Genomic DNA, 21833 nt, shown 5'->3' with positions numbered 1-21833 from the left:
CGATGACTCGGACGTTCTGGATCATTCTCGGGCTGATCGTCGTCGCGGTCGGCGGGTTTGCGTCGATGGTGTCGTTCGGCAGCGGCGGTAGCGGCATCGAGCGGCGGGTGCCTTGGCGGAAGCCGGCGCCTTCCGCCGAGGTCGATGCTGTTACCGTGACGCCTGGGGCTCTGGCCGTTCCGGTGGCCGGCGTTCCTCGGAAAGCTATCGCGGATAGCTGGAACGATGCGCGGGGCGGCGGTATACGCGGGCATCACGGTACGGACATCATGGCACCGGGCGGCACACCCGTCGTTGCTGCCGCACCGGGTCGGATCGAGAAGCTGTTCCAGAGCGGGCTTGGCGGTGTCACGCTCTACGTCCGCTCGCCCGATCGACGCTGGACCTATTACTATGCGCACCTTGCCGGCTACGCCGCGGGTATCCGTGAGGGCATGGCGGTCAAGGCGGGTGATACGCTCGGCTATGTCGGCGATACCGGCGATGCGGGGGCGGGCAATTATCATCTGCATTTCGGGCTTACGAAGATGCAGCCGGGTGAGCGCTGGTATCAGGGCGAGAACGTGAACCCGTACCCGCTGCTTGCCGGAACCCGGTCGTCCCGCTAAAGCCCGCCGCTTCGGGTTTCCGCAGAGTCCCGCCCCCAGGGTTATGCTTCGCGGACGGCCCCTAGCTCTTTCCAGCAGGAATCGGTCATGAAGATCAACGCGGTCGAGATTCGTCCCGGCAACATTCTTGAATATGAGGGCGGCATCTGGCGCGCCGTCAAGATTCAGCACACCCAGCCCGGCAAGGGCGGTGCCTATATGCAGGTCGAGATGAAGAACCTCATCGACGGCCGCAAGAACAACACCCGCTTCCGCTCCGCCGAGAGCGTTGAGAAGGTGCGGCTCGAGACCGTCGACTTCCAGTTCCTGTTCCGGGAGGGCGACATGCTCACCTTCATGGACAAGATCAATTATGAGCAGATCTCGCTCGATGCCGACATCCTGGGCGACGCCGCGGCGTTCCTGCAGGACGGCATGGATGTGGTGATGGAGCTCTGGGAAGAGCGGCCGATCTCGGTCCAGCTGCCCGACACGATCGAGGCGCTGATCGTCGAGGCGGATGCTGTGGTTAAGGGGCAGACTGCTTCGTCGTCGTACAAGCCGGCCGTGCTCGAGAACGGCGTGCGCGTGATGGTGCCGCCGCATATCGGCGCGGGCACGCGGATCGTGGTCGACGTGTACGAGCAGACTTACGTAAGGCGTGCGGACTAAGTTCTGCTCCCCCTCCCGCAAGCGGGAGGGGGCTGGGGGGTGGGCACCCGCCCTCCATTTTACGCGACGATATTGGCGCGAACAATTTCGATGCCGCGCGACGCTGATAGCGCGAGCCCACCCCCGGCCCCTCCCGCTTGCGGGAGGGGGGAGATAGAATACCATGCCCAGCCATTCCGGCATCATGACCGTCATCGAGCGCGCCGCCCGCAAGGCCGCGCCGCGTCTGCGTCGCGACTTCAACGAGGTCCAGCAGCTCCAGGTGAGCCGCAAGGGTCCGGCCGACTTCGTCAGCCAGGCCGACCAGCGCGCCGAGCAGACGATCTTCGAAGAACTTTCGCACGCGCGTCCCGACTGGGGCATGCTGATGGAAGAGCGCGGCGAGGTCGAGGGTGACCCGAACAAGCCGCGGTTCATCGTCGATCCGTTGGATGGGACGTCGAACTTCCTCCACGGCATCCCGCATTTCTGCATCTCGATCGCGGTCGAGGAGCCGATGCCGAACGGCAAGCGAGAGGTTACCACCGCATTGGTGTATCAGCCGCTGACCGACGAGAGCTTCTGGGCCGAGAAGGGCCGGGGGGCATGGCTCACCGACCAGCGCTTGCGCGTGTCGTCGCGGCGCGATCTCTCCGAATCGCTGATCGCTACGGGGATTCCGTTCCTAGGGCATGGCGACTTCGCGCAGTGGAGCCGGATTTTTGGCGCGGTTGCACCTGAGGTTGCGGGGATCCGTCGTTTGGGCGCTGCGGCGCTTGATCTGGCTTGGCTTGCTGCGGGCCGGTTTGACGGGTTCTGGGAATCGAACCTGAAGCCTTGGGATGTTGCGGCTGGCATGTTGCTGGTGAAGGAAGCCGGCGGTTTCGTTACCGACTTCCGCGGTGGCGATCGCGCGATGGAGCGTAATGAGTTTCTTGCGGCGAACGACGCGCTGCATTCGCGGCTGCATAAGCTGGTGGCCGGCGCACTGCGCTAAGTTGGATTGTGAAGAGGGCAACTGGGACCGAATTCGGTTACTCCCGCTCCCAATCCGACTGCCATCCCCATCCGTCACCCCAGCGAAAGCTGGGATATCCCCGTGATGGTCGCCGCGCCCGCCAACCACGATACCCGAGCTTTCGCTGGGGTGACGGATGGGGGAGCGTAAAGGCCAGAGTGGGGTCAACAGCGCAACGGCGTCGACCCCGGCTCGGTCCGTCATGCCGGGCTTGTTCCGGCATCCACCGTTCTGCATTCTCGCCGCCGCTGGTGTGCGGCACCGTGGACCCCGGAACCAGTCCGGGGTGGCGGGCATGGTTCGGTGACGTCCCCGACATTCAGTGGAAGTCGCGGCCGCAGTCATCGGCGCGCCAAGTAACGCATATTTCCCGCCACCTCGGCCCCTCCACTTGCGAGTGATTCTCACACCCTCCACGCCTTGCCCATCACCCCCCATCGGCCTAAAGCGGCCCCGTTCCGTTCGCACTTGCGAGAAGCAATTTGGTCGACCTGTCGCACTATCTTCCGATCCTCCTGTTCCTCGGGATCGCCATCGCATTGTCGAGCACGTTCGTGTTCCTGCCGATGGCCGTCTCGCGCCTCACGGGGTCACACAAGCCTACGCCTGAGAAGCTCAGCGAATACGAGTGCGGCTTTCCCGCATTCGAGGATCCGCGGAGCCAGTTCGACGTACGCTTCTACCTGATCGCCATCCTCTTCATCATCTTCGATCTCGAGGCCGCGTTCCTGTATCCCTGGGCCGTCTCGGTCTTCACGCTCGGCTGGACCGCGTGGATTTCGATGATGATCTTTATCGGCGAATTGGCCCTTGGCCTCGTCTACGCATGGAAGAAGGGAGCACTCGATTGGGAGTAGAGCTTCAGCCCGCACCCGGTTCGCCCAGTTCGCTGGTGCCACCCGACCAGGGCTTTTTCGACGGATTGAACGGTGAGCTGACGGACAAGGGTTTCCTCGTCACGTCGACCGAGGAGCTGTTCCAGTGGGCCCGTACCGGCTCGCTGTGGTGGATGACGTTCGGGCTCGCGTGCTGCGCGGTCGAGATGATCCACGTCAATATGCCGCGCTACGATCTCGAGCGCTTCGGCGCCGCACCGCGCGCGTCCCCGCGTCAGTCGGACGTGATGATTGTTGCCGGTACGCTCTGCAACAAGATGGCCCCTGCGCTGCGCAAGGTCTACGACCAGATGTCGGAGCCGAAGTACGTGATCTCGATGGGATCGTGCGCGAACGGCGGCGGCTATTATCATTACAGCTACAGCGTCGTGCGGGGTTGCGATCGGATCGTGCCGGTGGACATCTACGTCCCCGGGTGCCCGCCGACGGCTGAGGCTCTCTTGTACGGCATCATGCAGCTGCAGCGGAAGATCCGGCGGTCCGGGAGCATCGAGCGTTGAGGGCTCCCGCACCAGCTTACACGTCTAACGACGGCGTGATCGATAGCGCCCGCGCGGCGCTCGGCGGCATGCTGCTCGACGCGGTCGATCATGTCGGCGAAGTCGCGCTGCACGTTCGTCGCGAAGACCTGTACGACGCGATGATCGCACTGCGCGATACGCCGGGGCTTGCCTATCAGCAGCTCATGGAGATCGCGGGCGTCGACTATCCGGATCGCGCGGAGCGGTTCGAGGTCGTCTATTGCATGCTTTCGCTCACGCGGAACCACCGTTTGCGTGTCCATGTCGCGACCGACGAGGAAAAGCCGGTGCCGTCGGTGACCGACATCTGGCCGGTCGCCGGCTGGCTCGAGCGCGAGGTGTACGACATGTACGGCGTGCTGTTCAGCGGCAATCCGGACCTGCGGCGCATCCTGACCGACTACGGCTTCCGCGGTCATCCGCAGCGCAAGGACTTTCCGCTGACCGGGTATGTCGAGCTGCGCTATTCGGAAGAGTCGAAGCGCGTCGTGTACGAGCCCGTGCAGCTTGCGCAGGATTTTCGTACGTTCGATTTCATGAGTCCGTGGGAGGGTGCGAACTACGTGCTCCCCGGTGACGAGAAGGGCGCCTTGCCCCAGGCCAAGGGTGCGCAGACTCCCTTGTCGGCGGACACCATCGTCAAGGCCAACGCGGCGCAGTCGCCGACCCAGGCGCCGACCGAACCCAAGAGTACCGAGTCGACCGCGCAGACGGGCGCCGGCAAGTCGGAGTCCGATGCGACGCCGAAGCCTGCGAACCCGGACGTGGTCCCGACCAAGGGTGGAGGACAGAACCAGTGAGTCTGTATGTCGAAGAGCTTCTGGGTGAAGCCGACGCAGCCGATCCGACGACCGGCGACGTCACGATCCAGAACTACACGATCAACTTCGGTCCGCAGCATCCGGCCGCGCACGGCGTGCTTCGGCTCGTCATGGAACTCGACGGCGAGATCGTCGAGCGCGTCGATCCGCATGTCGGCTTGCTCCACCGCGGCACCGAGAAGCTGATCGAATACAAGACCTACACGCAGGCGCTGCCGTATTTCGATCGTCTCGATTATTGCTCGCCGCTGTGCATGGAGCATAGCTGGGTGTTGGCGGTCGAGAAGCTGCTCGACCTCGAAGTGCCTGAGCGGGCGCAGTATCTGCGCGTGTTCTTTGCCGAACTGACGCGCATCTCGAACCACATGCTCAACCTGGGTAGCCACGTCATGGACGTCGGTGCGATGACGCCGAACCTGTGGCTGTTCGAAATCCGCGAAGACTGCATGAACTTCTTTGAGCGTGTCTCGGGCGCGCGCATGCATTCGAACTATTTCCGTCCGGGTGGCGTGCATCAGGACGCGCCGTTGAAGCTGCTCGCCGACATAGGCGACTGGCTCGACACGCGCCTGCCGCGGCTGTTCGAGGATGCGATCTCGCTTGTCGCGGACAACCGCATCTTCAAGCAGCGCAACGTCGACATCGCCGTGGTCAGCCGCGACGACGCGATCAAGTGGGGCTTTTCCGGCCCGATGATCCGCGGCTCGGGGATCGCCTGGGATCTGCGCAAGTCGCAGCCCTATGACGCCTACGCGAAGATGGACTTCGAAGTGCCGGTCGGCACGCGCGGCGATTGCTATGACCGGTTCATGGTGCGCGTCGAGGAAGTGCGTCAGTCCGCGCGGATCATGAAGCAGTGCCTGCGCGAAATGCCCGAGGGGCCGATCGCGTCGCTCGACCGCAAGGTCGTGCCGCCCAAGCGTGGTGAGATGAAGCAGTCGATGGAAGCGCTGATCCATCACTTCAAGCTTTACACCGAGGGCTTCCATGTGCCCGCTGGCGACGTCTATGTCGCGACCGAAAGCCCCAAGGGCGAGTTCGGCGTGTATCTGGTCGCCGACGGCTCGAACAAGCCGTACCGCTGCAAGATCCGCCCGACCGCGTTCTCGCATCTGCAAGCCATGGACTTCATGGCGAAGGGCCACATGCTGGCGGATACGACCGCGATCCTCGGCGCGATGGATATCGTTTTTGGTGAATGTGACCGCTGATGGCTGAAGCTCCGAAAATTCCCGACGAGGCCGAGACCCGCGCACGCTGGGGCTCGTTCGCGTGGACGGACGAGAACCAGGTGAAGGCGAATGAAATCCTCGGGCGCTATCCCAAGGGTCGCGAGCAGTCCGCGTCGATTCCGTTGCTCGATCTGGCGCAGCGCCAGGTCGGCGCGGAAACGCAGACGCAGGGCTGGTTGCCCGTGCCGGTGATCGAGTTCGTCGCGCGTCAGATCGGCGTGCCGTACATGCGCGTGTACGAGGTCGTGACCTTCTACACGATGTTCAATCTCGCGCCGGTCGGTCGCTTCCACGTCCAGGTCTGCGGCACCACGCCGTGCATGCTGCGCGGGTCGGACGATGTTCTGGCCGCGTGCAAGAACCGCGGTCTGGTCAAGGGTGGCACGACGCCGGACGGCATGTTCACGCTGACCGAGGTCGAGTGCCTGGGCACGTGCGCGAATGCGCCGATGGTGCAGATCAACGACGATAACTACGAAGACCTCGATTACGACAAGACGACCGAGATCCTCGAGGCGCTGGCCAATGGCGGGCACCCGACGCCGGGTCCGCAATTCGGTCGCCGCGCGAGCTGCCCCGAAGGCGGCCCGACCTCGCTGAAGGCGATGGTCGACGCGAACCACGATTACCGGGGGGAGTGGGCCTGATGCTCGCCGACAAGGACCGCATCTTCACCAACGTCTACGGTTTCCAGCCGTGGAACATCGACGCGGCGATCATGCGCGGCGATTGGGACAATACCAAGGACCTGATGGCGCTCGGCCAGGACGCGATCATCGACGTGATGAAGGCGTCGGGGCTGCGCGGCCGTGGCGGTGCGGGCTTCCCGACCGGTACCAAATGGTCGTTCATGCCGAAGGAGCCGAAGCCGGACCGGCCGAACTTCCTCGTCATCAACGCCGATGAATCCGAGCCGGGCAGCTGCAAGGATCGCGAGATCATCCGCCACGATCCGCACAAGCTGATCGAGGGCGCGCTGATCGCCGGGTTCGCGATGCGCGCGCGCGCCGCGTACATCTACATCCGCGGCGAATATATCCGCGAGGCCGAGACGCTGTTCGCGGCCGTCGCCGAAGCATATGATCGCGGCTTCATCGGCAAGAATGCTTGCGGCTCGGGCTACGATTTCGACGTGTTCGTGCACCGGGGTGCGGGCGCGTACATCTGCGGCGAAGAGACCGCGATGTTGGAGAGCCTCGAGGGCAAGAAGGGCCAGCCGCGGCTGAAGCCACCTTTCCCCGCAGGCGCTGGACTCTACGGCTGCCCGACGACGGTCAACAACGTCGAATCGATTGCTGTCGCACCGACGATTTTGCGCCGGGGCGCGGCGTGGTTCTCTAGCTTTGGCGCGGAGAACAACCGCGGTACGAAGCTGTTCCAGATCAGTGGCCATGTGAACAAGCCGTGCGTCGTCGAGGAGGAGATGAGCATCTCGTTCCGTGACCTGATCGAGACGCATTGCGGCGGTATTCGTGGCGGCTGGGACAATCTGCTTGCGGTGATCCCGGGTGGCTCGTCGGTGCCGCTGGTTCCCGCCGCGCAGATCATGGACTGCGCGATGGACTTCGACGGCCTGAAGGCAGTCGGGTCGGGCGTCGGCACCGCGGCGATCATCGTCATGGACAAGTCGACCGACATCGTCCGCGCGATCAGCCGCATCTCGTACTTCTACAAGCATGAGAGCTGCGGCCAGTGCACGCCGTGCCGCGAGGGCACCGGCTGGATGTGGCGCGTGATGGAGCGGATGCGCACCGGCGACGCCGAACTGTCCGAGATCGACATGCTCCAGCAGGTCACCAAGCAGGTCGAGGGTCACTCGATCTGCGCGCTCGGTGACGCAGCCGCATGGCCGATCCAGGGCCTGATCAAGCATTTCCGCCCCGAGATGGAGCGCCGTATCCGTGAGCGCGGTGGCGACACCGCGCCGATGATGGAAGCCGCAGAGTAATGCCCTTAGTCAAAGTCGATGGCGTAGAGATCGAGGTGCCGCAGGGTGCCACCGTGCTGCAGGCGTGCGAGCTTGCCGGCAAGGAGATCCCGCGTTTCTGTTATCATGAGCGGCTGAGCATCGCCGGCAATTGCCGGATGTGCCTGGTCGAGGTGAAGCCTGGTCCGCCCAAGCCGCAGGCGTCGTGCGCTTTGCCGGCGGCGGACAAGCAGGAGATCTTTACCAACTCGCCGATGGTGAAGAATGCCCGCGAGGGCATCATGGAATTCCTGCTGATCAACCATCCGCTCGATTGCCCGATCTGCGATCAGGGCGGCGAGTGCGATCTGCAGGACCAGTCGGTCGCGTATGGTCGCGGCCATTCGCGCTATGACGAGAACAAGCGCGCGGTCACCGAGAAATATATGGGTCCGATCGTCAAGACGGTCATGACCCGCTGCATCCAGTGTACGCGCTGCATCCGGTTTGCCGAGGAAGTCTCCGGCGTCGAGGAGATCGGTGCGATCTTCCGCGGCGAGGACATGCAGATCACCTCGTATCTCGAGAACGCGGTCAAGAGCGAGCTATCCGGCAACGTCGTCGATCTGTGCCCGGTCGGCGCGCTGACGTCGAAGCCCTATGCGTTCGAGGCGCGTCCTTGGGAATTGCGCAAGACGCTGACGATCGACGTGATGGACGCGGTCGGCACCAACATCCGGCTCGACAGCCGTGGTCGCCAGGTGCTGCGCTGCGTCCCGCGGATCAACGAGGACGTGAACGAGGAGTGGGCGACCGACAAGACGCGCCACGCGATCGACGGTCTCGTGCGCCGTCGTCTCGACAAGCCTTATGTCCGGGTGAACGGCAAGCTGGTTCCCGCGACGTGGGATGAGGCTTTCGCGGCGATCAAGGCTGTGAACGCCGGGTCGAGCATTGCGGCCGTCGCGGGCGATCTGGTCGATTGCGAGACGATGTACGCCGCCAAGGCGCTGCTGGCGAAGATGGGGTCGAGCCTGCTCGAAGGTCGTCAGACCGGCATGGATTACGATGCGACGAGCATCGCCGCGGTCAATTTCAACACGACGATCGCCGGCACCGAGCGTGCCGACGCGATCCTGCTGGTGGGCACCAACCTGCGCTGGGAAGCGCCGCTGGTGAACACGCGGGTGCGGAAAGCGATCAAGAAGGGCGCGAAGGTCTTCGCGATCGGGCCGGAGACGGACCTGACGTACAAGGTCGAGTGGCTTGGCGACGATCTCGCGCTGCTCGGCAATCTGCCCGAGGCGGTGACCGAGGCTTTCGGCAAGGCCGAGCGTCCAATGGTGATCGTTGGTGGGGGCGCGCTGAAGGGTGGCCACGCGGCTGCGCTGAAGCTCGTCGATACGCTGGGTCTAGTAAAGGCGGACTGGAACGGCTTCAACGTCGTCCACATGGCGGCCTCGCGGATGGGTGGGCTGATGCTCGGCTATGCGCAGAAGGGCGGCATCGCCGACGTGATGGGGGCGAAGCTCGGCTTCTTCCTCGGCGCGGACGAGGTCGATTATTCGAAGTTCGCAGGCTTCAAGGTGTTCGTGGGCCATCACGGCGACAAGGGTGCGGCGGCTGCCGATGTTATCCTGCCGGGTGTCACCTATGCCGAGAAGTCGGGCACGTGGGTCAATCTCGAGGGCCGTGTCCAGCGCGGCGAGCGTGCGGTGTTCGCACCCGGCGACGCACGTGATGACTGGTCGATCTTCCGCGCGCTGTCCGACACGCTCGGCCACACGCTACCGTTCGACAGCTTCGAGGGTCTGCGCGAGGAAATGTACGCGGACGTGCCTGCGCTGCGTCATCAGGCGCTCGCCACGTTCGAGTGGGACCCGCCTTCGCTCAACGGTGAAGGGCAGGGCGTTCTCGCCGGCTATCCGATCAAGGACTTCTACCTGACCAACGCGATCTGCCGCGCGTCGCCAACGATGCAGCGCTGCTCGGCCGAACTTCTCCACGGGGAAGACTACGCGGAGGCAGCCGAATGATCTCCTGGTTCGAATCCTCGCTCGGTTACGACTGGGCGTTTTTCCTCGCGACGATCATCGATATCCTGGTGATCGCACTGCCGCTGATGCTCGCCGTCGCGATGATCATCTATGCCGACCGCAAGATCTGGGCAGCGATGGCGCTGCGTCGCGGTCCCAACGTCGTCGGTCCGTTTGGTCTGTTGCAGAGCTTCGCCGACGGCCTGAAGGTGTTCCTGCAGGAGACGATCGTCCCCGCAGCCGCCAACCGGACGCTGTTCCTGCTGGCACCGATCATCACCTTCACGGTCGCGCTGATCGTCTGGGCGGTGGTGCCGTTCGGGGTCGGCGTCGTGCTCGCGGACATCAACGTCGGGCTGCTCTACGTGCTCGCGGCGTCGTCGCTTGGCGTCTACGGGATCATCCTGTCGGGCTGGGCGTCGAACTCGAAATACCCGTTCTATTCGGCGCTCCGTGCGGCTGCGCAGATGGTGTCGTACGAAGTCGCGATCGGCTTTATCCTGATCTCGGTCGTGCTGTGGACCGGCAGCTTCAACCTTTCGGCAATCGTGATGGCGCAGAAGTCGCACGTCTGGATCGTCAACGGGTACATCCTCAACCCGTTGATGTTCCCGATGGCGGTGATGTTCTTCATCTCGTCGCTGGCCGAAACGCAGCGCGCGCCGTTCGATCTGACCGAGGCGGAAAGCGAGCTCGTCGCCGGGTACCAGACCGAATATTCGTCGATGTCGTTCGCGCTGTTCTGGCTCGGCGAGTACGCCAACGTGCTGCTGATGTGCGCGCTCAATGCGACGCTGTTCTGGGGCGGCTGGCTGCCACCGGTCGACTGGGCGCCACTATATTACGTGCCGGGGATCATCTGGCTGTTCGCCAAGATCCTGTTCTTCTTCTTCCTGTTCAGCTGGGTGAAGGCGACCGTGCCGCGCTATCGCTACGATCAGCTGATGCGGCTCGGCTGGAAGGTCTTCCTTCCCGTCTCGCTGTTCTGGGTTTTCCTCGTGTCGGGCTATCTCATGCTGACGCGCGTTGGAGTGGGTTCATGAGCGTCGCTCAGATCATCAAGTCGTTTACCCTGTGGGAATTCGTGAAGGCGCACGCGTTGACGCTTCGCTATTTCTTCAAGGAAAAGGCGACGATCAACTATCCGTACGAGCGCAATCCGGTGTCGCCGCGGTTCCGCGGCGAGCATGCGCTGCGTCGTTATCCGAATGGCGAAGAGCGGTGCATCGCATGCAAGCTGTGCGAGGCCGTGTGCCCCGCGCAGGCTATCACGATCGAGGCTGAGCCCCGTGACGACGGCTCGCGCCGCACTACGCGCTACGACATCGACATGACCAAGTGCATTTACTGCGGCCTGTGCGCCGAGGCGTGCCCGGTCGATGCGATCGTCGAGGGGCCGAACTACGAGTTCGCGACCGAGACGCGCGAAGAGCTGATCTACGACAAGTCGAAGCTGCTCGATAATGGCGACCGTTGGGAAAGCGCGATCGCGGCGAACCTTGCCGCCGATGCGCCGTACCGTTAAGCGAGCGCCGCGATGACACAGATTAACTCCGTCATCCCAGCGCAGGCTGGGATCTCCCCGTTTCAGAGCGCGCCCGCGCGGCTTGAGACCCCAGCGTTCGCTGGGGTGACGAGGACCTCATGATTCAGGCCTTAGCCTTCTACCTCTTCGCCTTCGTCGTCGTCCTGTCGGGCGCGCTGACGATCGCGTCGCGTAACCCGGTCCATTCGGTGATGTGGCTGATCCTCGCGTTCTTCAACGCGGCCGGTCTCATGATCCTGGTCGGTGCCGAGTTCATCGCGATGCTGCTCGTCATCGTCTATGTCGGCGCGGTCGCGGTGCTGTTCCTGTTCGTCGTCATGATGCTCGACATCGACTTCACCGAGTTGCGCGCAGGCGTCGCCCGGTATTTCGGGATCGGTCTCGCACTCGCCGTCGCACTCGCCGCAGAGGTGATGATCGCCATCGGTGCGTGGAGCACGGGTCCGATCCAGCTCGCACGTCGTGCTGCACCGATCGACGATACCGTGCCCAACATCCAGGCGATCGGTAACCTGCTCTACACGCGCTATCTGTTCGTGTTCGAAGGTGCCGGCCTGGTGCTGCTGGTCGCGATGATCGGGGCGATCGTGCTGACCCACCGCCAGCGTGGCGGCGTCAAGGCGCAGAACATCAGCCGCCAGAACGCGCGTCGTCCGCAGGACGCCACGCGCAACACGAGCCCGGTCGTCGGGCAGGGAGTCGAACTGTGACGATCGGTCTCGTCCATTATCTGGTCGTCGCGGCGATCCTGTTCACCATGGGAGTGCTCGGCATCTTCCTGAACCGCAAGAACCTCATCGTCATCCTGATGGCGATCGAGCTGATCCTGCTGGCGGTGAACATCAATCTCGTCGCGTTCTCGGCGTTCCTTCACGACCTCGTCGGACAAGTGTTCGCGATGTTCGTGCTGACGGTCGCCGCGGGTGAAGCCGCGATCGGCCTCGCCATTCTCGTGATCTATTTCCGCGGTCGCGGCACCATCGCGGTCGACGACGTCAACCGGATGAAGGGGTAATACGGTTGATCCAACTTATCGTCTTCCTGCCGTTACTGGCCGCGATCGTTGCCGGGTTCGGCAATCGCGCGATCGGCAACGTGCCGGCGAAACTCGTCACCACGGCTGCGCTGTTCGCATCGTGCCTGTTGTCCTGGCCGATCTTCATCGGCTTCCTCTCGGGCACCAGCACGGCGACCGTCGCGCCGCTGCTCGACTTCATCCACTCCGGCGACATGAACGTCGCGTGGTCATTGCGCGTCGACGCTTTGACTGCGGTAATGCTCGTGGTCGTCACGTCGGTCTCGGCGCTCGTCCATCTGTATAGCTGGGGCTATATGGACGAGGATCCCGACCAGCCGCGCTTCTTCGCGTATCTGTCGCTGTTCACCTTCGCGATGCTGATGCTCGTGACCGCGAACAACCTCGTCCAGATGTTCTTCGGCTGGGAAGGCGTGGGCCTCGCATCCTACCTCCTGATCGGGTTCTGGTTCCGCAAGCCTTCCGCCAGCGCAGCCGCAATCAAGGCGTTCGTCGTCAACCGCGTCGGCGATCTCGGCTTCATGCTCGGTATCTTCGGCACGTTCCTGGTGTTCGGCACGGTCTCGATCCCCGAGATCCTCGCCGCGGCTCCCGGCATGGCGGGCTCGACGCTCGGCTTCCTCGGCTACCGTTTCGATACGATGACGGTGCTCTGCTTGCTGCTGTTCGTCGGCGCGATGGGCAAGTCGGCACAACTCGGCCTGCACACCTGGTTGCCGGACGCGATGGAAGGCCCGACCCCGGTGTCGGCGCTGATCCACGCGGCGACGATGGTCACCGCTGGCGTCTTCATGGTCTGCCGCCTGTCGCCGATGTTCGAGATGAGCCCGGTCGCGCTGACCGTGGTCACCTCGGTCGGTGCGGCGACCTGCCTGTTCGCCGCCACCTGTGGCCTCGTACAAACCGACATCAAGCGCGTGATCGCGTATTCGACCTGTTCGCAGCTCGGCTACATGTTCTTCGCGGCGGGCGTCGGCGCGTACGGCGCGGCGATGTTCCACCTCTTCACGCACGCGTTCTTCAAGGCGTTGCTGTTCCTCGGCGCCGGCTCGGTCATCCATGCGATGCACCACGAGCAGGACATGCGCTATTATGGCGGCCTGCGTAAGAAGATCCCGGTGACGTTCTGGGCGATGATGGCGGGCACGCTCGCGATCACCGGCGTCGGCATCCCCGGCATCTTCGGCAACACCGCGATCGGCTTTGCAGGCTTCCATTCGAAGGATGCGATCATCGAGGCGAGCTGGGCTGCGGGTCAGCCGGGCGTGTGGTTCGTCGGCGTGCTCGTCGCGTTGCTGACCAGCTTCTATTCGTGGCGCGTGATGTTCCTGACCTTCTGGGGCAAACCGCGCTGGGCCGCATCGGAGCATATCCAGCATGCGCTCCATGACGCGCATGGTCACGATGATCACGCGCACGACGCGCATCACGCGGATGACCATCATGCGAACCCGGCTCAGGCCGAGGACGCAGGTCATGCGCCGCACGGTCATCACGACGCGACGCACGCACCGGCCGAAGGCGATGGCGGCTATCACCCGCACGAGAGCCCGTTGCCGATGCTGATCCCGCTGATCGTGCTATCGGTCGGTGCGGTCCTCGCCGGCTTCGTGTTCCACGGCTTCTTCATCGAGCCTACCGCAGGCGAGGAGTTCTGGAAGGGCGCACTCGCGTTCCGCGAACATCTGATGCACGAGATGCACGGCGTGCCGTTGCTGATCAAACTGTCGGCGACGATCGCGATGCTGCTCGGCCTGCTGACCGCCTGGTATGCCTATATCAAGGCACCGACGTTCCCGGCCAAGGTCGTCGAACAGTTCGGCGTGCTCTACGACTTCCTGCTGCATAAGTGGTATTTCGACGAGCTGTACGACCTGATCTTCGTCCGTCCGGCGTTCGCGATCGGCCGCTTCCTGTGGCACCGCGGTGACGAGAAGACGATCAACCGGTTCGGGCCTGATGGCGCGACCTGGGTCGTGCAGATCGGTAGCCGCGTGGCCAACCGCTTCCAGACGGGATACCTCTACACCTATGCCTTCGTCATGCTGATCGGGCTGACCGCAGCCGTAACCTGGGCGATCGGACTGTAATGACCGGCTTTCCTATTCTCTTCGTCCTGATCGCGGTCCCGATGATCGCGGCTGTCGTGTGCCTGTTCGTTTCGGCGAATACGGCGCGGACGCTGGCTCTGGCGGCGACGCTGATCGACTTCGTTCTCGGCATCATGCTGTGGATGAATTACGACATCGGCGGCGCGCAGTGGCAGTTCGTCGAGCATGCTCCCGGCATCTTCGGCCCGTTCGGCTGGTCGCTCGGCATAGACGGCTTTGCGCTGATGCTGATCATGCTCAGCGTGTTCCTGATGCCGATCTGCATCGGCGCCAGCTGGCGCTCGATCACGACGCGCGTGCCCGAATACATGGCGGCGTTCTTGTTCACCGAAGTGCTGATGATCGGCACGTTCGCGGCGCAGGACCTGTTCTTGTTCTACGTGTTCTTCGAAGCCGGTCTGATCCCGATGTACCTGATCATCGGCATCTGGGGCGGCGCCAACCGGATCTACGCGTCGTACAAATTCTTCCTGTACACGCTGCTCGGCTCGGTCCTGATGTTCATCGCGATGTTGTACATGGCGAAGACCGCGGGCACGACCAGCATCCCGGCGCTGCTGAACTACGACTTCCCCGCGTATGTGCAGACATGGCTGTGGCTGGCGTTCTTCGCATCGTTCGCGGTCAAGATGCCGATGTGGCCGGTCCACACCTGGTTGCCCGACGCGCACGTCCAGGCGCCGACCGCAGGCTCGGTGATCCTGGCGGGCGTGCTGCTGAAGCTCGGCGGATACGGCTTCCTGCGCTTCCTGCTGCCGATGTTCCCCGAAGCATCGGGCCAGCTCACTTGGCTGATCTTCGGCCTGTCGGCGGTCGCGGTGATCTACACTTCGCTCGTTGCGCTCGTGCAGTCGGACATGAAGAAGCTGATCGCCTATTCGTCGGTCGCGCACATGGCGATCGTCACGATCGGCCTGTTCGCGTTCAACCGGCAGGGCATCGAAGGCGCGATGATCATGATGCTGAGCCACGGCTTGGTATCGGGTGCGTTGTTCCTGTGCGTCGGCGTGATCTACGACCAGCTCCATACCCGCGAGATCTCGCGCTACGGTGGTCTCGCGATCAACATGCCGAAGTACGCGATCTTCTTCCTGTTCTTCACGATGGCCTCGATCGGCCTGCCGGGCACCAGCGGCTTCGTCGCCGAATTCCTGTCGCTCATGGGCACGTATCAGGTCTCGACCTGGACTGCGTTGCTTTGCACGACGAGCATCATCCTCGGCGCTGCATACATGCTGTTCCTGTATCGTCGCGTCGTGTTCGGCGAGATCAAGTCCGACGACGTCCGGGCGATGGTCGACCTGTCGGGCCGCGAGATGTGGCTGCTCGCACCAATCGCAGCCGTCGTGCTGTGGATGGGCGTGTATCCCGAGAGTTTCCTGGCACCGATGCGCAAGGACGTGGGCGTGCTTCTCGCCCGTGTCGACCGCGCCAAGCCGGCCAGCGATTCCAACCCAACTGCGGGGAAGCCCGCCGCAACCGTCCATAGTGCCGCGCACGGGGAGGCACACTGATGGATTACGCCGCTAACATCGCAATGACGCTGCCCGAACTGGTGCTGGCGTTGGGTGCGATCGCCCTGATGCTCGTCTCGGCCTGGGGCGGGGACAAGTCCACGCGAGCCGTGTCGATCGCGGCCGTGTTCGTACTGGTCGGGGCAGGGATCGCTCTCGTCGGTCCGGCCTCGTCGGGTGGCTATGCGTTCGACGGCCTGTACCGCGCAGACGCGTTCGGCGCGTTCGCCAAGGTGCTGATCTACATCGCTTCGGCGGTCGCGATCGTGATGGCGCCGAGCTTCTTCGCGCGCACGCACGGCGACGATCTACGTCCGGAATACCCGGTGCTGATCCTGCTGTCGGCGTGCGGCATGGGGATCATGGTCTCGGCCACCGACATGCTGACTCTGTATGTCGGTCTCGAGCTCCAGAGCCTTGCGGCCTATGTCCTCGCCAGCTTCATGCGCCGCGACGGGCGCTCGGCGGAAGCGGGCCTGAAGTATTTCGTGCTCGGCGCGCTTGCCAGCGGCATCCTGCTGTACGGCATCTCGCTGGTTTACGGGTTCAGCGGTACGACGCTGTTCTCCGGCATCTCGGAAGCATACGCTGGCACCAAGTCGCTCGGCCTGCTGTTCGGTCTGGTGTTCGTGTTCGCAGGGCTCGCGTTCAAGATCAGCGCCGTGCCGTTCCACATGTGGACGCCCGACGTGTACGAGGGCGCACCGACCCCGGTCACCGCGTTCTTCGCGTCGGCACCAAAGGTCGCGGCGCTTGCGCTCAGCGTCCGCGTGGCGGTCGATGCGATGGGCCCGGCGACCGACCAGTGGCGCCAGATCGTAATCTTCGCGGCGCTCGCCTCGATCATCCTCGGTGCGGTCGCGGCGATCGGCCAGACCAACATCAAGCGCCTGCTCGCCTATTCGTCGATCAACAATGTCGGCTTCGCGCTGATCGGTCTTGCGGCTGGGACGCCGGAAGGCGTGTCGGGCGTGCTGATGTACCTCACGATCTACGTCGCGATGACGCTGGGTTCGTTCCTGGTCGTGTTGCAGATGCGTGGTGACGACGGGCAGCCGGTCGAGACGATCGACAGCCTTGCCGGCATGTCGCGGACTCGCCCTGCACTGGCAGCGGCACTCGCGATCTTCATGTTCAGCCTCGCCGGCATCCCGCCGCTGTTCGGCTTCTATGCGAAGTTCGCGGTGTTCAGCGCGGCGGTCGACGCCGGTCTGTTCCCGCTGGCGGTGGTCGGCATCGCCGCCTCGGTGATCGGCGCGTATTATTACCTGCGCGTTGTCAAGACGATGTACTTCGACGATCCGGCACCGGCGTTCGCGCCGATGGAGAGCAAGGTCGAGGGTGGTCTCATCGCCATCGCCGCCGTGTTCGTGTCGCCAGCCGGCTACCTCCTCATCCCCGTGCTCGGCGCGTGGACGATGGCGGCCGCACGGGCGTTGTTCTGAGCATCATCCGCACCGTCGCGGAAACAGGATCGACCAACGCCGACCTGTTGGAGCTTGCACGCGGCGGTGCCGAGGACGGTCTCTGGTTGCGCGCGATCCGCCAGACGGCGGGGCGGGGGCGGCTCGGGCGCGAATGGTCGTCGCCCGAGGGTAACCTCTACGCGAGCACGCTCGTCCGGTTGCGACCGAACGATCCGCCCGCGGCTAGCCTCGCGCTGGTTGCCGCGGTCGCGTTGCAGGAAACGGTGTCGACGTTCCTCGTCGCCGGGATCTGCCAGGGCACGACGGATGCGAGTGAGACGCTGGTCCTGAAATGGCCCAACGACCTGTTGCTTGCGGACGCCAAGCTGTCGGGCATCCTGCTCGAACGCGCGGATAATGCGGTGATCGTCGGCTACGGCGTCAACATCGCGCATCATCCCGATCTGCCCGACCGGGCGACGACCGATCTCGCCGCGCACGGCGTGGTGGTCGATCCGGCGATGTTCCTCGACATCCTCGCCGACAGTTTCGCGCGTTGGATAGGGCGTTGGCGCACTGAGGGCATCGCGCCCGTCCGTGAGCGCTGGGTCGATTGTGCCCACCCCGCTGGGACCGCGCTGACCGCGCGACTCCCCGATGGCAGCGGGATCGACGGCCTGTTCGTCGGGCTCGACACCGACGGTGCGCTGATCCTCCGCTTGGCGTCTGGCGAGCGGCGTGTCATTCACGCTGCCGACGTCTTCCTGCTTTGAGGCCCCGCTGATGCTGCTCGCGATCGATGCCGGCAATACCAATGTCGTGTTCGCGCTGGTCGAAGCCGGCGAGATCGTCGCACGCTGGCGGATCGCGACCGATCCCCGACGGACGGCGGATGAGTATGCGGTGTGGTTGAGCCAGTTGATGCAGCTCGGCGGGCATGATCGCACTGCTGTCGAGGGTGTCATTGTAGCCACCGTCGTCCCCCGCGCGCTGCACAACCTCCAGGTGCTCGCGTCGAAATACTTTAACACCGAGGCGCTGATCGCCGGCCATGCGCCGGTCGAATGGGGCATCGCGATCGACGTCGACGAGCCCGCCTCGCTCGGTGCCGACCGTGCGGTCAACACGATCGCCGCGCATGCGCTGCATCCCGGCGACCTGATCGTGATCGATTTCGGCACCGCGACTACGTTCGACGTCGTCGACTATAGCGGCGCGTACAAGGGCGGGATCATCGCGCCGGGGATCAACCTGTCGCTCGACGCGCTGGTCACCGCTGCGGCGAAACTCCCGCGGATCGCCATCGAGGCGCCGACGGATACCAGCGTCATCGGGCTTAACACCGTCTCGCAGATGCACATCGGCATCTATTGGGGCTATGTCGCGATGATCGAGGGGCTGGTCGCGCGGATGAAGCGCGAGATCGGCCGTCCCGTGAAGGTCGTCGCCACCGGCGGCCTTGCCACATTATTCGAGAAACAGACCGACGTGTTCGACGTCATCGAAGCCGACCTGACGATCCAGGGGCTGGCGATGATGTGGGATCGTCACCATATCTAGGGCCATTGGGCTCGCGCCGACCGGCCTGCGGGCCATATTTCTGTACAATCCTGAAAGTAATCAATGACCCCGAAGAACGAACTCCTTTTCTGTGGCCTTGGCGGCTCCGGCGAAATCGGCATGAACGTCAACCTGTACGGCTGCCAGGGCAAGTGGGTGATGGTCGATCTCGGCATCACCTTCGCCGATCCGCAATATCCCGGCGTCGATGTGATCCTGCCCGACCTGTCCTTCATCGAGGACCGGATCGACGACCTGCTCGGCATCGTCATCACGCACGGCCATGAGGATCACATCGGCTCGCTGCCGTATCTCGCCGAGGACCTTGGCGTGCCGATCTACGCGACGCCGTTCACGATGGGCCTGATCCGCGGCAAGCTCGAGGAAGAGGGCATCGCCAACCGCGTGAAGCTCAAGATGATCCCGATGGGCGGCAATTTCCAGCTCGGGCCGTTCGGCTTCACCTTTGTCGAAATGTCGCATTCGATCCCCGAGGCGAACGCGCTGCTGATCGACACGCCCTATGGTCGCGTGTTCCATACCGGCGACTGGAAGCTCGACAAGAACCCGGTGATCGGCAACCCGACCACGCCCGAGGGCTTCATGGCGATCGGCGACAAGGGCGTCGACGTGCTGGTCTGCGATTCGACCAACATCTTCAACACCACCGCGTCGGGCAGCGAGAGCACCGTGCGCAAGGGGCTGTTCGAAGAGGTCAGCAAGGCCAAGGGCCGGGTGATGATCACCAGCTTCGCGTCGAACGCGGCGCGTCTGCACACCTTCGGCGAAGTGGCGAAGGAAACCGGGCGCAAGCTGTGCGTGACCGGCCGTTCGCTCGACCGGATCATCAAGGTCGCGCGCGCGACGGGGTATCTGAAGGACTTCCCCGACACGATCAGCCCCGACGAAGCGATGCGCCTGCCGAAGAACAAGGTGCTGATTATCGCCACCGGCGGCCAGGGCGAGGAGCGCGCGGCGCTGGCACGTGTCGCCAATGGCCAGCACACGATTACGCTCGAAGCCGACGACACGGTGATCTTCTCGTCGAAGCAGATCCCGGGTAACGAGGTCCAGATCGGTCGTATCCAGAACACGCTGGCGGCCAGGGGCATCCGCATGATCACCGAGCGCCAGGCGCACGTCCATGTGTCGGGTCACCCGGGTCAGCCGGAACTCGCGCAGATGTATGACTGGCTGCGGCCCGAGGTACTCGTGCCGACGCACGGCGAGATTCGTCATATGATGGAGCACGCGCGCTTCGGTCTCGAGCAGGGCATTCCGCGCGCGATCGTGCAGAGCAACGGCGACATCATCCGTCTGGCGCCCAAGGGCCCTGCGAAGATCGGCAACGCGACCGTCGGGCGTCTGGTGCTCGACGGCGACGTGATCCTGCCGGCGGACGGCGCGACGCTGAGCGAGCGGCGGAAGCTGGCGATCAACGGCCAGATTTCGGTCGGTGTCGCGCTCGGCAAGGACGGCCGGATGGTCGGCCAGCCGCAGGTCCGCGTGCAGGGCGTGCCGGTCGAGGAAGACCGCGCGGCGTTCATCGCCGATGCGGTCCAGGCGGCCGCGGACACGGTACGCGGCGGCAAGCGCGAGAGCGAGAAGATGCGCGAGCAGATCCGTCTCGCGGTGCGTAAGGTCGCCAAGCGCTGGACCGGCAAGCAGCCGATCGTCGATGTCCTGCTGATCGAGGGCTGATCGGGTGCGCTGGACCTCGGCACTCGCGATATACGTCCTGTTCTGGTCGTTCTCGGTGTTCCTGGTCCTGCCATTCGGCGTGAAGACGACGCGTGAGGTCGGGGGCGAACACGTCCCCGGCCAGGCCGAAAGCGCGCCGCACGAGTTTCGCTCGGGGCGGACGGCGTGGCGGGTGACCGTGGTGGCGACGGTGCTGTTCGTGCTGTTCCAGCTGAATTATTCTTACGGGTGGATCACGCCGCAGACGGTCGACCTGTTCGACCGGGGCAACATGGTTACGCGCTGAACGACCAGCGATCCTCCCCCGCAAGGGGGAGGTGGCTGGCCCTTGCCAGACGGGGGGGAGGAAAGCGCAAACCGATGTTGCGTGTTCCTCCCCCCCGTCGCTTCGCGCCACCTCCCCCTTGCGGGGGAGGATCGTTACCCCGGCGATGCCGCCGACCCGGCCAGCAAACCCCCATCGATATTGATCTCCGTACCCGTGATATACGTCGTCTCGTCCGACGCGAGCATCACCGCCACCGCGGCCACCTCGTTCGGCATTCCGAACCGTTTCAACGGCGTGTCTGCCACTAGCGCCGCCATCCGCGCCTCCCGGTCCGCCCCATCCCCGAGCATAGGCTCCCAGATCGGTGTCAGGATCGCCGCGGGATGCACCGAGTTGCAGCGGATTTTCCACCCCTGTTGCGCGCAGTACAGCGCCACCGTCTTGCTGTGATTGCGGATCGCCGCCTTGGACGACGCATAGGCTGCGGCGAGGGGAATGCCGACGAGGCCTGAGCGCGACGAAATGTTGATGATCGAGCCGGTTCCGGCCGCCTTCATCGCACCGATAGCATAGCGGCAGCCGAGGAACGTCCCGTCGAGATTGACCGCATGAACCGCGCGCCAGTCTGACAAGCTCGCATGTTCGGGATCATGCGCAACCATGCCGTCCTCGAAGCCGGTCACGCCGGCATTGTTGACGAGCACGTCGACCACCGGAACGATAGTCGCCAGACGCTGCCAGTCCGCTTCTTCGCGGACGTCGAGCTTTTCGAACCGGCAGCCTATCGCCGCCGCAGTCTCGGCGCCGGCGGTTTCGTCGATGTCGGTGAGGATGACGATGGCGCCTTCGTCATGGAAGCGCTCGGCGATCGCGCGGCCGATGCCGCGGGCTGCGCCGGTGATGACGCATATCTTCATGTTCAGTCTTGGCATTCGAGCCTCGAAAATATGAGTCCGGTCGGCGGATTGCTCCGCTGGCGAGGGCCGCGTCAGCGGTGGCGCTGGATCATTTCGAGAACTCCTA

General features: G+C 64.1%; 22 protein-coding genes. 21 read left to right on the top strand and 1 reads right to left on the bottom strand.

Annotated features, from left to right (window positions below):
- Positions 1-2: 2 nt before the first annotated feature.
- The 21 genes from U1763_RS04005 to U1763_RS03905 all read left to right on the top strand — a co-directional run bounded on the left by U1763_RS04005 (position 3) and on the right by U1763_RS03905 (position 20828).
- Positions 3-608: a M23 family metallopeptidase gene (locus tag U1763_RS04005; RefSeq protein WP_332754201.1), complete on the top strand. Its 606-nt coding sequence runs from the start codon at positions 3-5 to the stop codon at positions 606-608.
- An 87-nt stretch (positions 609-695) separates the two neighbouring features.
- A complete protein-coding gene (gene efp, locus U1763_RS04000) occupies positions 696-1259 on the top strand; it encodes an elongation factor P (RefSeq protein ID WP_056482276.1) in 564 nt (187 codons plus the stop codon).
- Between the two features lie 163 nt (positions 1260-1422).
- Positions 1423-2235 (top strand): inositol monophosphatase family protein, encoded by an 813-nt coding sequence (locus tag U1763_RS03995; RefSeq protein ID WP_056048515.1) that lies wholly within the window; start codon positions 1423-1425, stop codon positions 2233-2235.
- Between the two features lie 503 nt (positions 2236-2738).
- The gene (locus U1763_RS03990) at positions 2739-3113 is read left to right on the top strand and encodes an NADH-quinone oxidoreductase subunit A (protein WP_056048518.1); all 375 of its coding nucleotides are present in this window, start codon (positions 2739-2741) and stop codon (positions 3111-3113) included.
- A complete protein-coding gene (locus U1763_RS03985; RefSeq protein ID WP_056058310.1) occupies positions 3104-3652 on the top strand; it encodes a NuoB/complex I 20 kDa subunit family protein in 549 nt (182 codons plus the stop codon). The genes U1763_RS03990 and U1763_RS03985 overlap by 10 nt, the downstream gene beginning before the upstream one ends.
- The gene (locus U1763_RS03980) at positions 3649-4473 is read left to right on the top strand and encodes an NADH-quinone oxidoreductase subunit C (RefSeq protein WP_332754200.1); all 825 of its coding nucleotides are present in this window, start codon (positions 3649-3651) and stop codon (positions 4471-4473) included. The genes U1763_RS03985 and U1763_RS03980 overlap by 4 nt, the downstream gene beginning before the upstream one ends.
- Before the next feature lie 20 nt (positions 4474-4493).
- Positions 4494-5705 carry an NADH-quinone oxidoreductase subunit D gene (locus tag U1763_RS03975; protein ID WP_443026882.1) on the top strand — a complete coding sequence of 404 codons (1212 nt, stop codon included), beginning with the start codon at positions 4494-4496 and terminating at the stop codon, positions 5703-5705.
- A complete protein-coding gene (locus U1763_RS03970; RefSeq protein WP_332754198.1) occupies positions 5705-6373 on the top strand; it encodes a complex I 24 kDa subunit family protein in 669 nt (222 codons plus the stop codon). The genes U1763_RS03975 and U1763_RS03970 overlap by 1 nt, the downstream gene beginning before the upstream one ends.
- A complete protein-coding gene (gene nuoF, locus U1763_RS03965) occupies positions 6373-7674 on the top strand; it encodes an NADH-quinone oxidoreductase subunit NuoF (protein WP_332754197.1) in 1302 nt (433 codons plus the stop codon). Before U1763_RS03970 ends, nuoF begins: the two co-directional genes overlap by 1 nt.
- A complete protein-coding gene (gene nuoG / locus U1763_RS03960) occupies positions 7674-9668 on the top strand; it encodes an NADH-quinone oxidoreductase subunit NuoG (RefSeq protein WP_332754196.1) in 1995 nt (664 codons plus the stop codon). Before nuoF ends, nuoG begins: the two co-directional genes overlap by 1 nt.
- Positions 9665-10711 (top strand): NADH-quinone oxidoreductase subunit NuoH, encoded by a 1047-nt coding sequence (gene nuoH / locus U1763_RS03955; protein WP_332754195.1) that lies wholly within the window; start codon positions 9665-9667, stop codon positions 10709-10711. The genes nuoG and nuoH overlap by 4 nt, the downstream gene beginning before the upstream one ends.
- Positions 10708-11193, top strand: a complete 486-nt coding sequence (gene nuoI, locus U1763_RS03950; protein ID WP_055877898.1) for an NADH-quinone oxidoreductase subunit NuoI — start codon at positions 10708-10710, stop codon at positions 11191-11193. Before nuoH ends, nuoI begins: the two co-directional genes overlap by 4 nt.
- A gap of 119 nt (positions 11194-11312) precedes the next feature.
- Positions 11313-11924 (top strand): NADH-quinone oxidoreductase subunit J, encoded by a 612-nt coding sequence (locus U1763_RS03945; RefSeq protein WP_056048540.1) that lies wholly within the window; start codon positions 11313-11315, stop codon positions 11922-11924.
- Positions 11921-12229, top strand: a complete 309-nt coding sequence (gene nuoK / locus U1763_RS03940; protein ID WP_082441002.1) for an NADH-quinone oxidoreductase subunit NuoK — start codon at positions 11921-11923, stop codon at positions 12227-12229. The genes U1763_RS03945 and nuoK overlap by 4 nt, the downstream gene beginning before the upstream one ends.
- Before the next feature lie 5 nt (positions 12230-12234).
- Entirely contained in the window at positions 12235-14340 is a 2106-nt protein-coding gene (nuoL, locus tag U1763_RS03935; RefSeq protein ID WP_332754194.1) for an NADH-quinone oxidoreductase subunit L, read from the top strand.
- Entirely contained in the window at positions 14340-15875 is a 1536-nt protein-coding gene (locus tag U1763_RS03930; protein ID WP_332754193.1) for an NADH-quinone oxidoreductase subunit M, read from the top strand. Before nuoL ends, U1763_RS03930 begins: the two co-directional genes overlap by 1 nt.
- The gene (nuoN, locus tag U1763_RS03925; protein ID WP_060524719.1) at positions 15875-17320 is read left to right on the top strand and encodes an NADH-quinone oxidoreductase subunit NuoN; all 1446 of its coding nucleotides are present in this window, start codon (positions 15875-15877) and stop codon (positions 17318-17320) included. The genes U1763_RS03930 and nuoN overlap by 1 nt, the downstream gene beginning before the upstream one ends.
- Positions 17321-17322: 2 nt before the next feature.
- Complete coding sequence (locus U1763_RS03920; protein WP_332754409.1) at positions 17323-18054, top strand: biotin--[acetyl-CoA-carboxylase] ligase; 732 nt, start codon at positions 17323-17325, stop codon at positions 18052-18054.
- A 10-nt stretch (positions 18055-18064) separates the two neighbouring features.
- Positions 18065-18841: a type III pantothenate kinase gene (locus U1763_RS03915; protein WP_120300085.1), complete on the top strand. Its 777-nt coding sequence runs from the start codon at positions 18065-18067 to the stop codon at positions 18839-18841.
- A gap of 63 nt (positions 18842-18904) precedes the next feature.
- Positions 18905-20542: a ribonuclease J gene (locus U1763_RS03910; RefSeq protein WP_332754192.1), complete on the top strand. Its 1638-nt coding sequence runs from the start codon at positions 18905-18907 to the stop codon at positions 20540-20542.
- A gap of 4 nt (positions 20543-20546) precedes the next feature.
- Positions 20547-20828, top strand: coding sequence for a DUF1467 family protein (locus U1763_RS03905; protein WP_056048558.1), 282 nt, complete (start codon positions 20547-20549; stop codon positions 20826-20828).
- Between the two features lie 134 nt (positions 20829-20962).
- Here the strand turns inward: U1763_RS03905 and U1763_RS03900 are convergent, their stop codons facing one another.
- Positions 20963-21742 (bottom strand): SDR family oxidoreductase, encoded by a 780-nt coding sequence (locus U1763_RS03900; RefSeq protein ID WP_332754191.1) that lies wholly within the window; start codon positions 21740-21742, stop codon positions 20963-20965.
- Positions 21743-21833 lie beyond the last annotated feature (91 nt).

The sequence above is a fragment of the Sphingomonas sorbitolis genome, assembly GCF_036663875.1.
Lineage (GTDB): Bacteria > Pseudomonadota > Alphaproteobacteria > Sphingomonadales > Sphingomonadaceae > Sphingomonas.
Note: the sequence above shows the minus strand (reverse complement) of the source record. Positions and strands in the feature narration are given on the sequence as shown.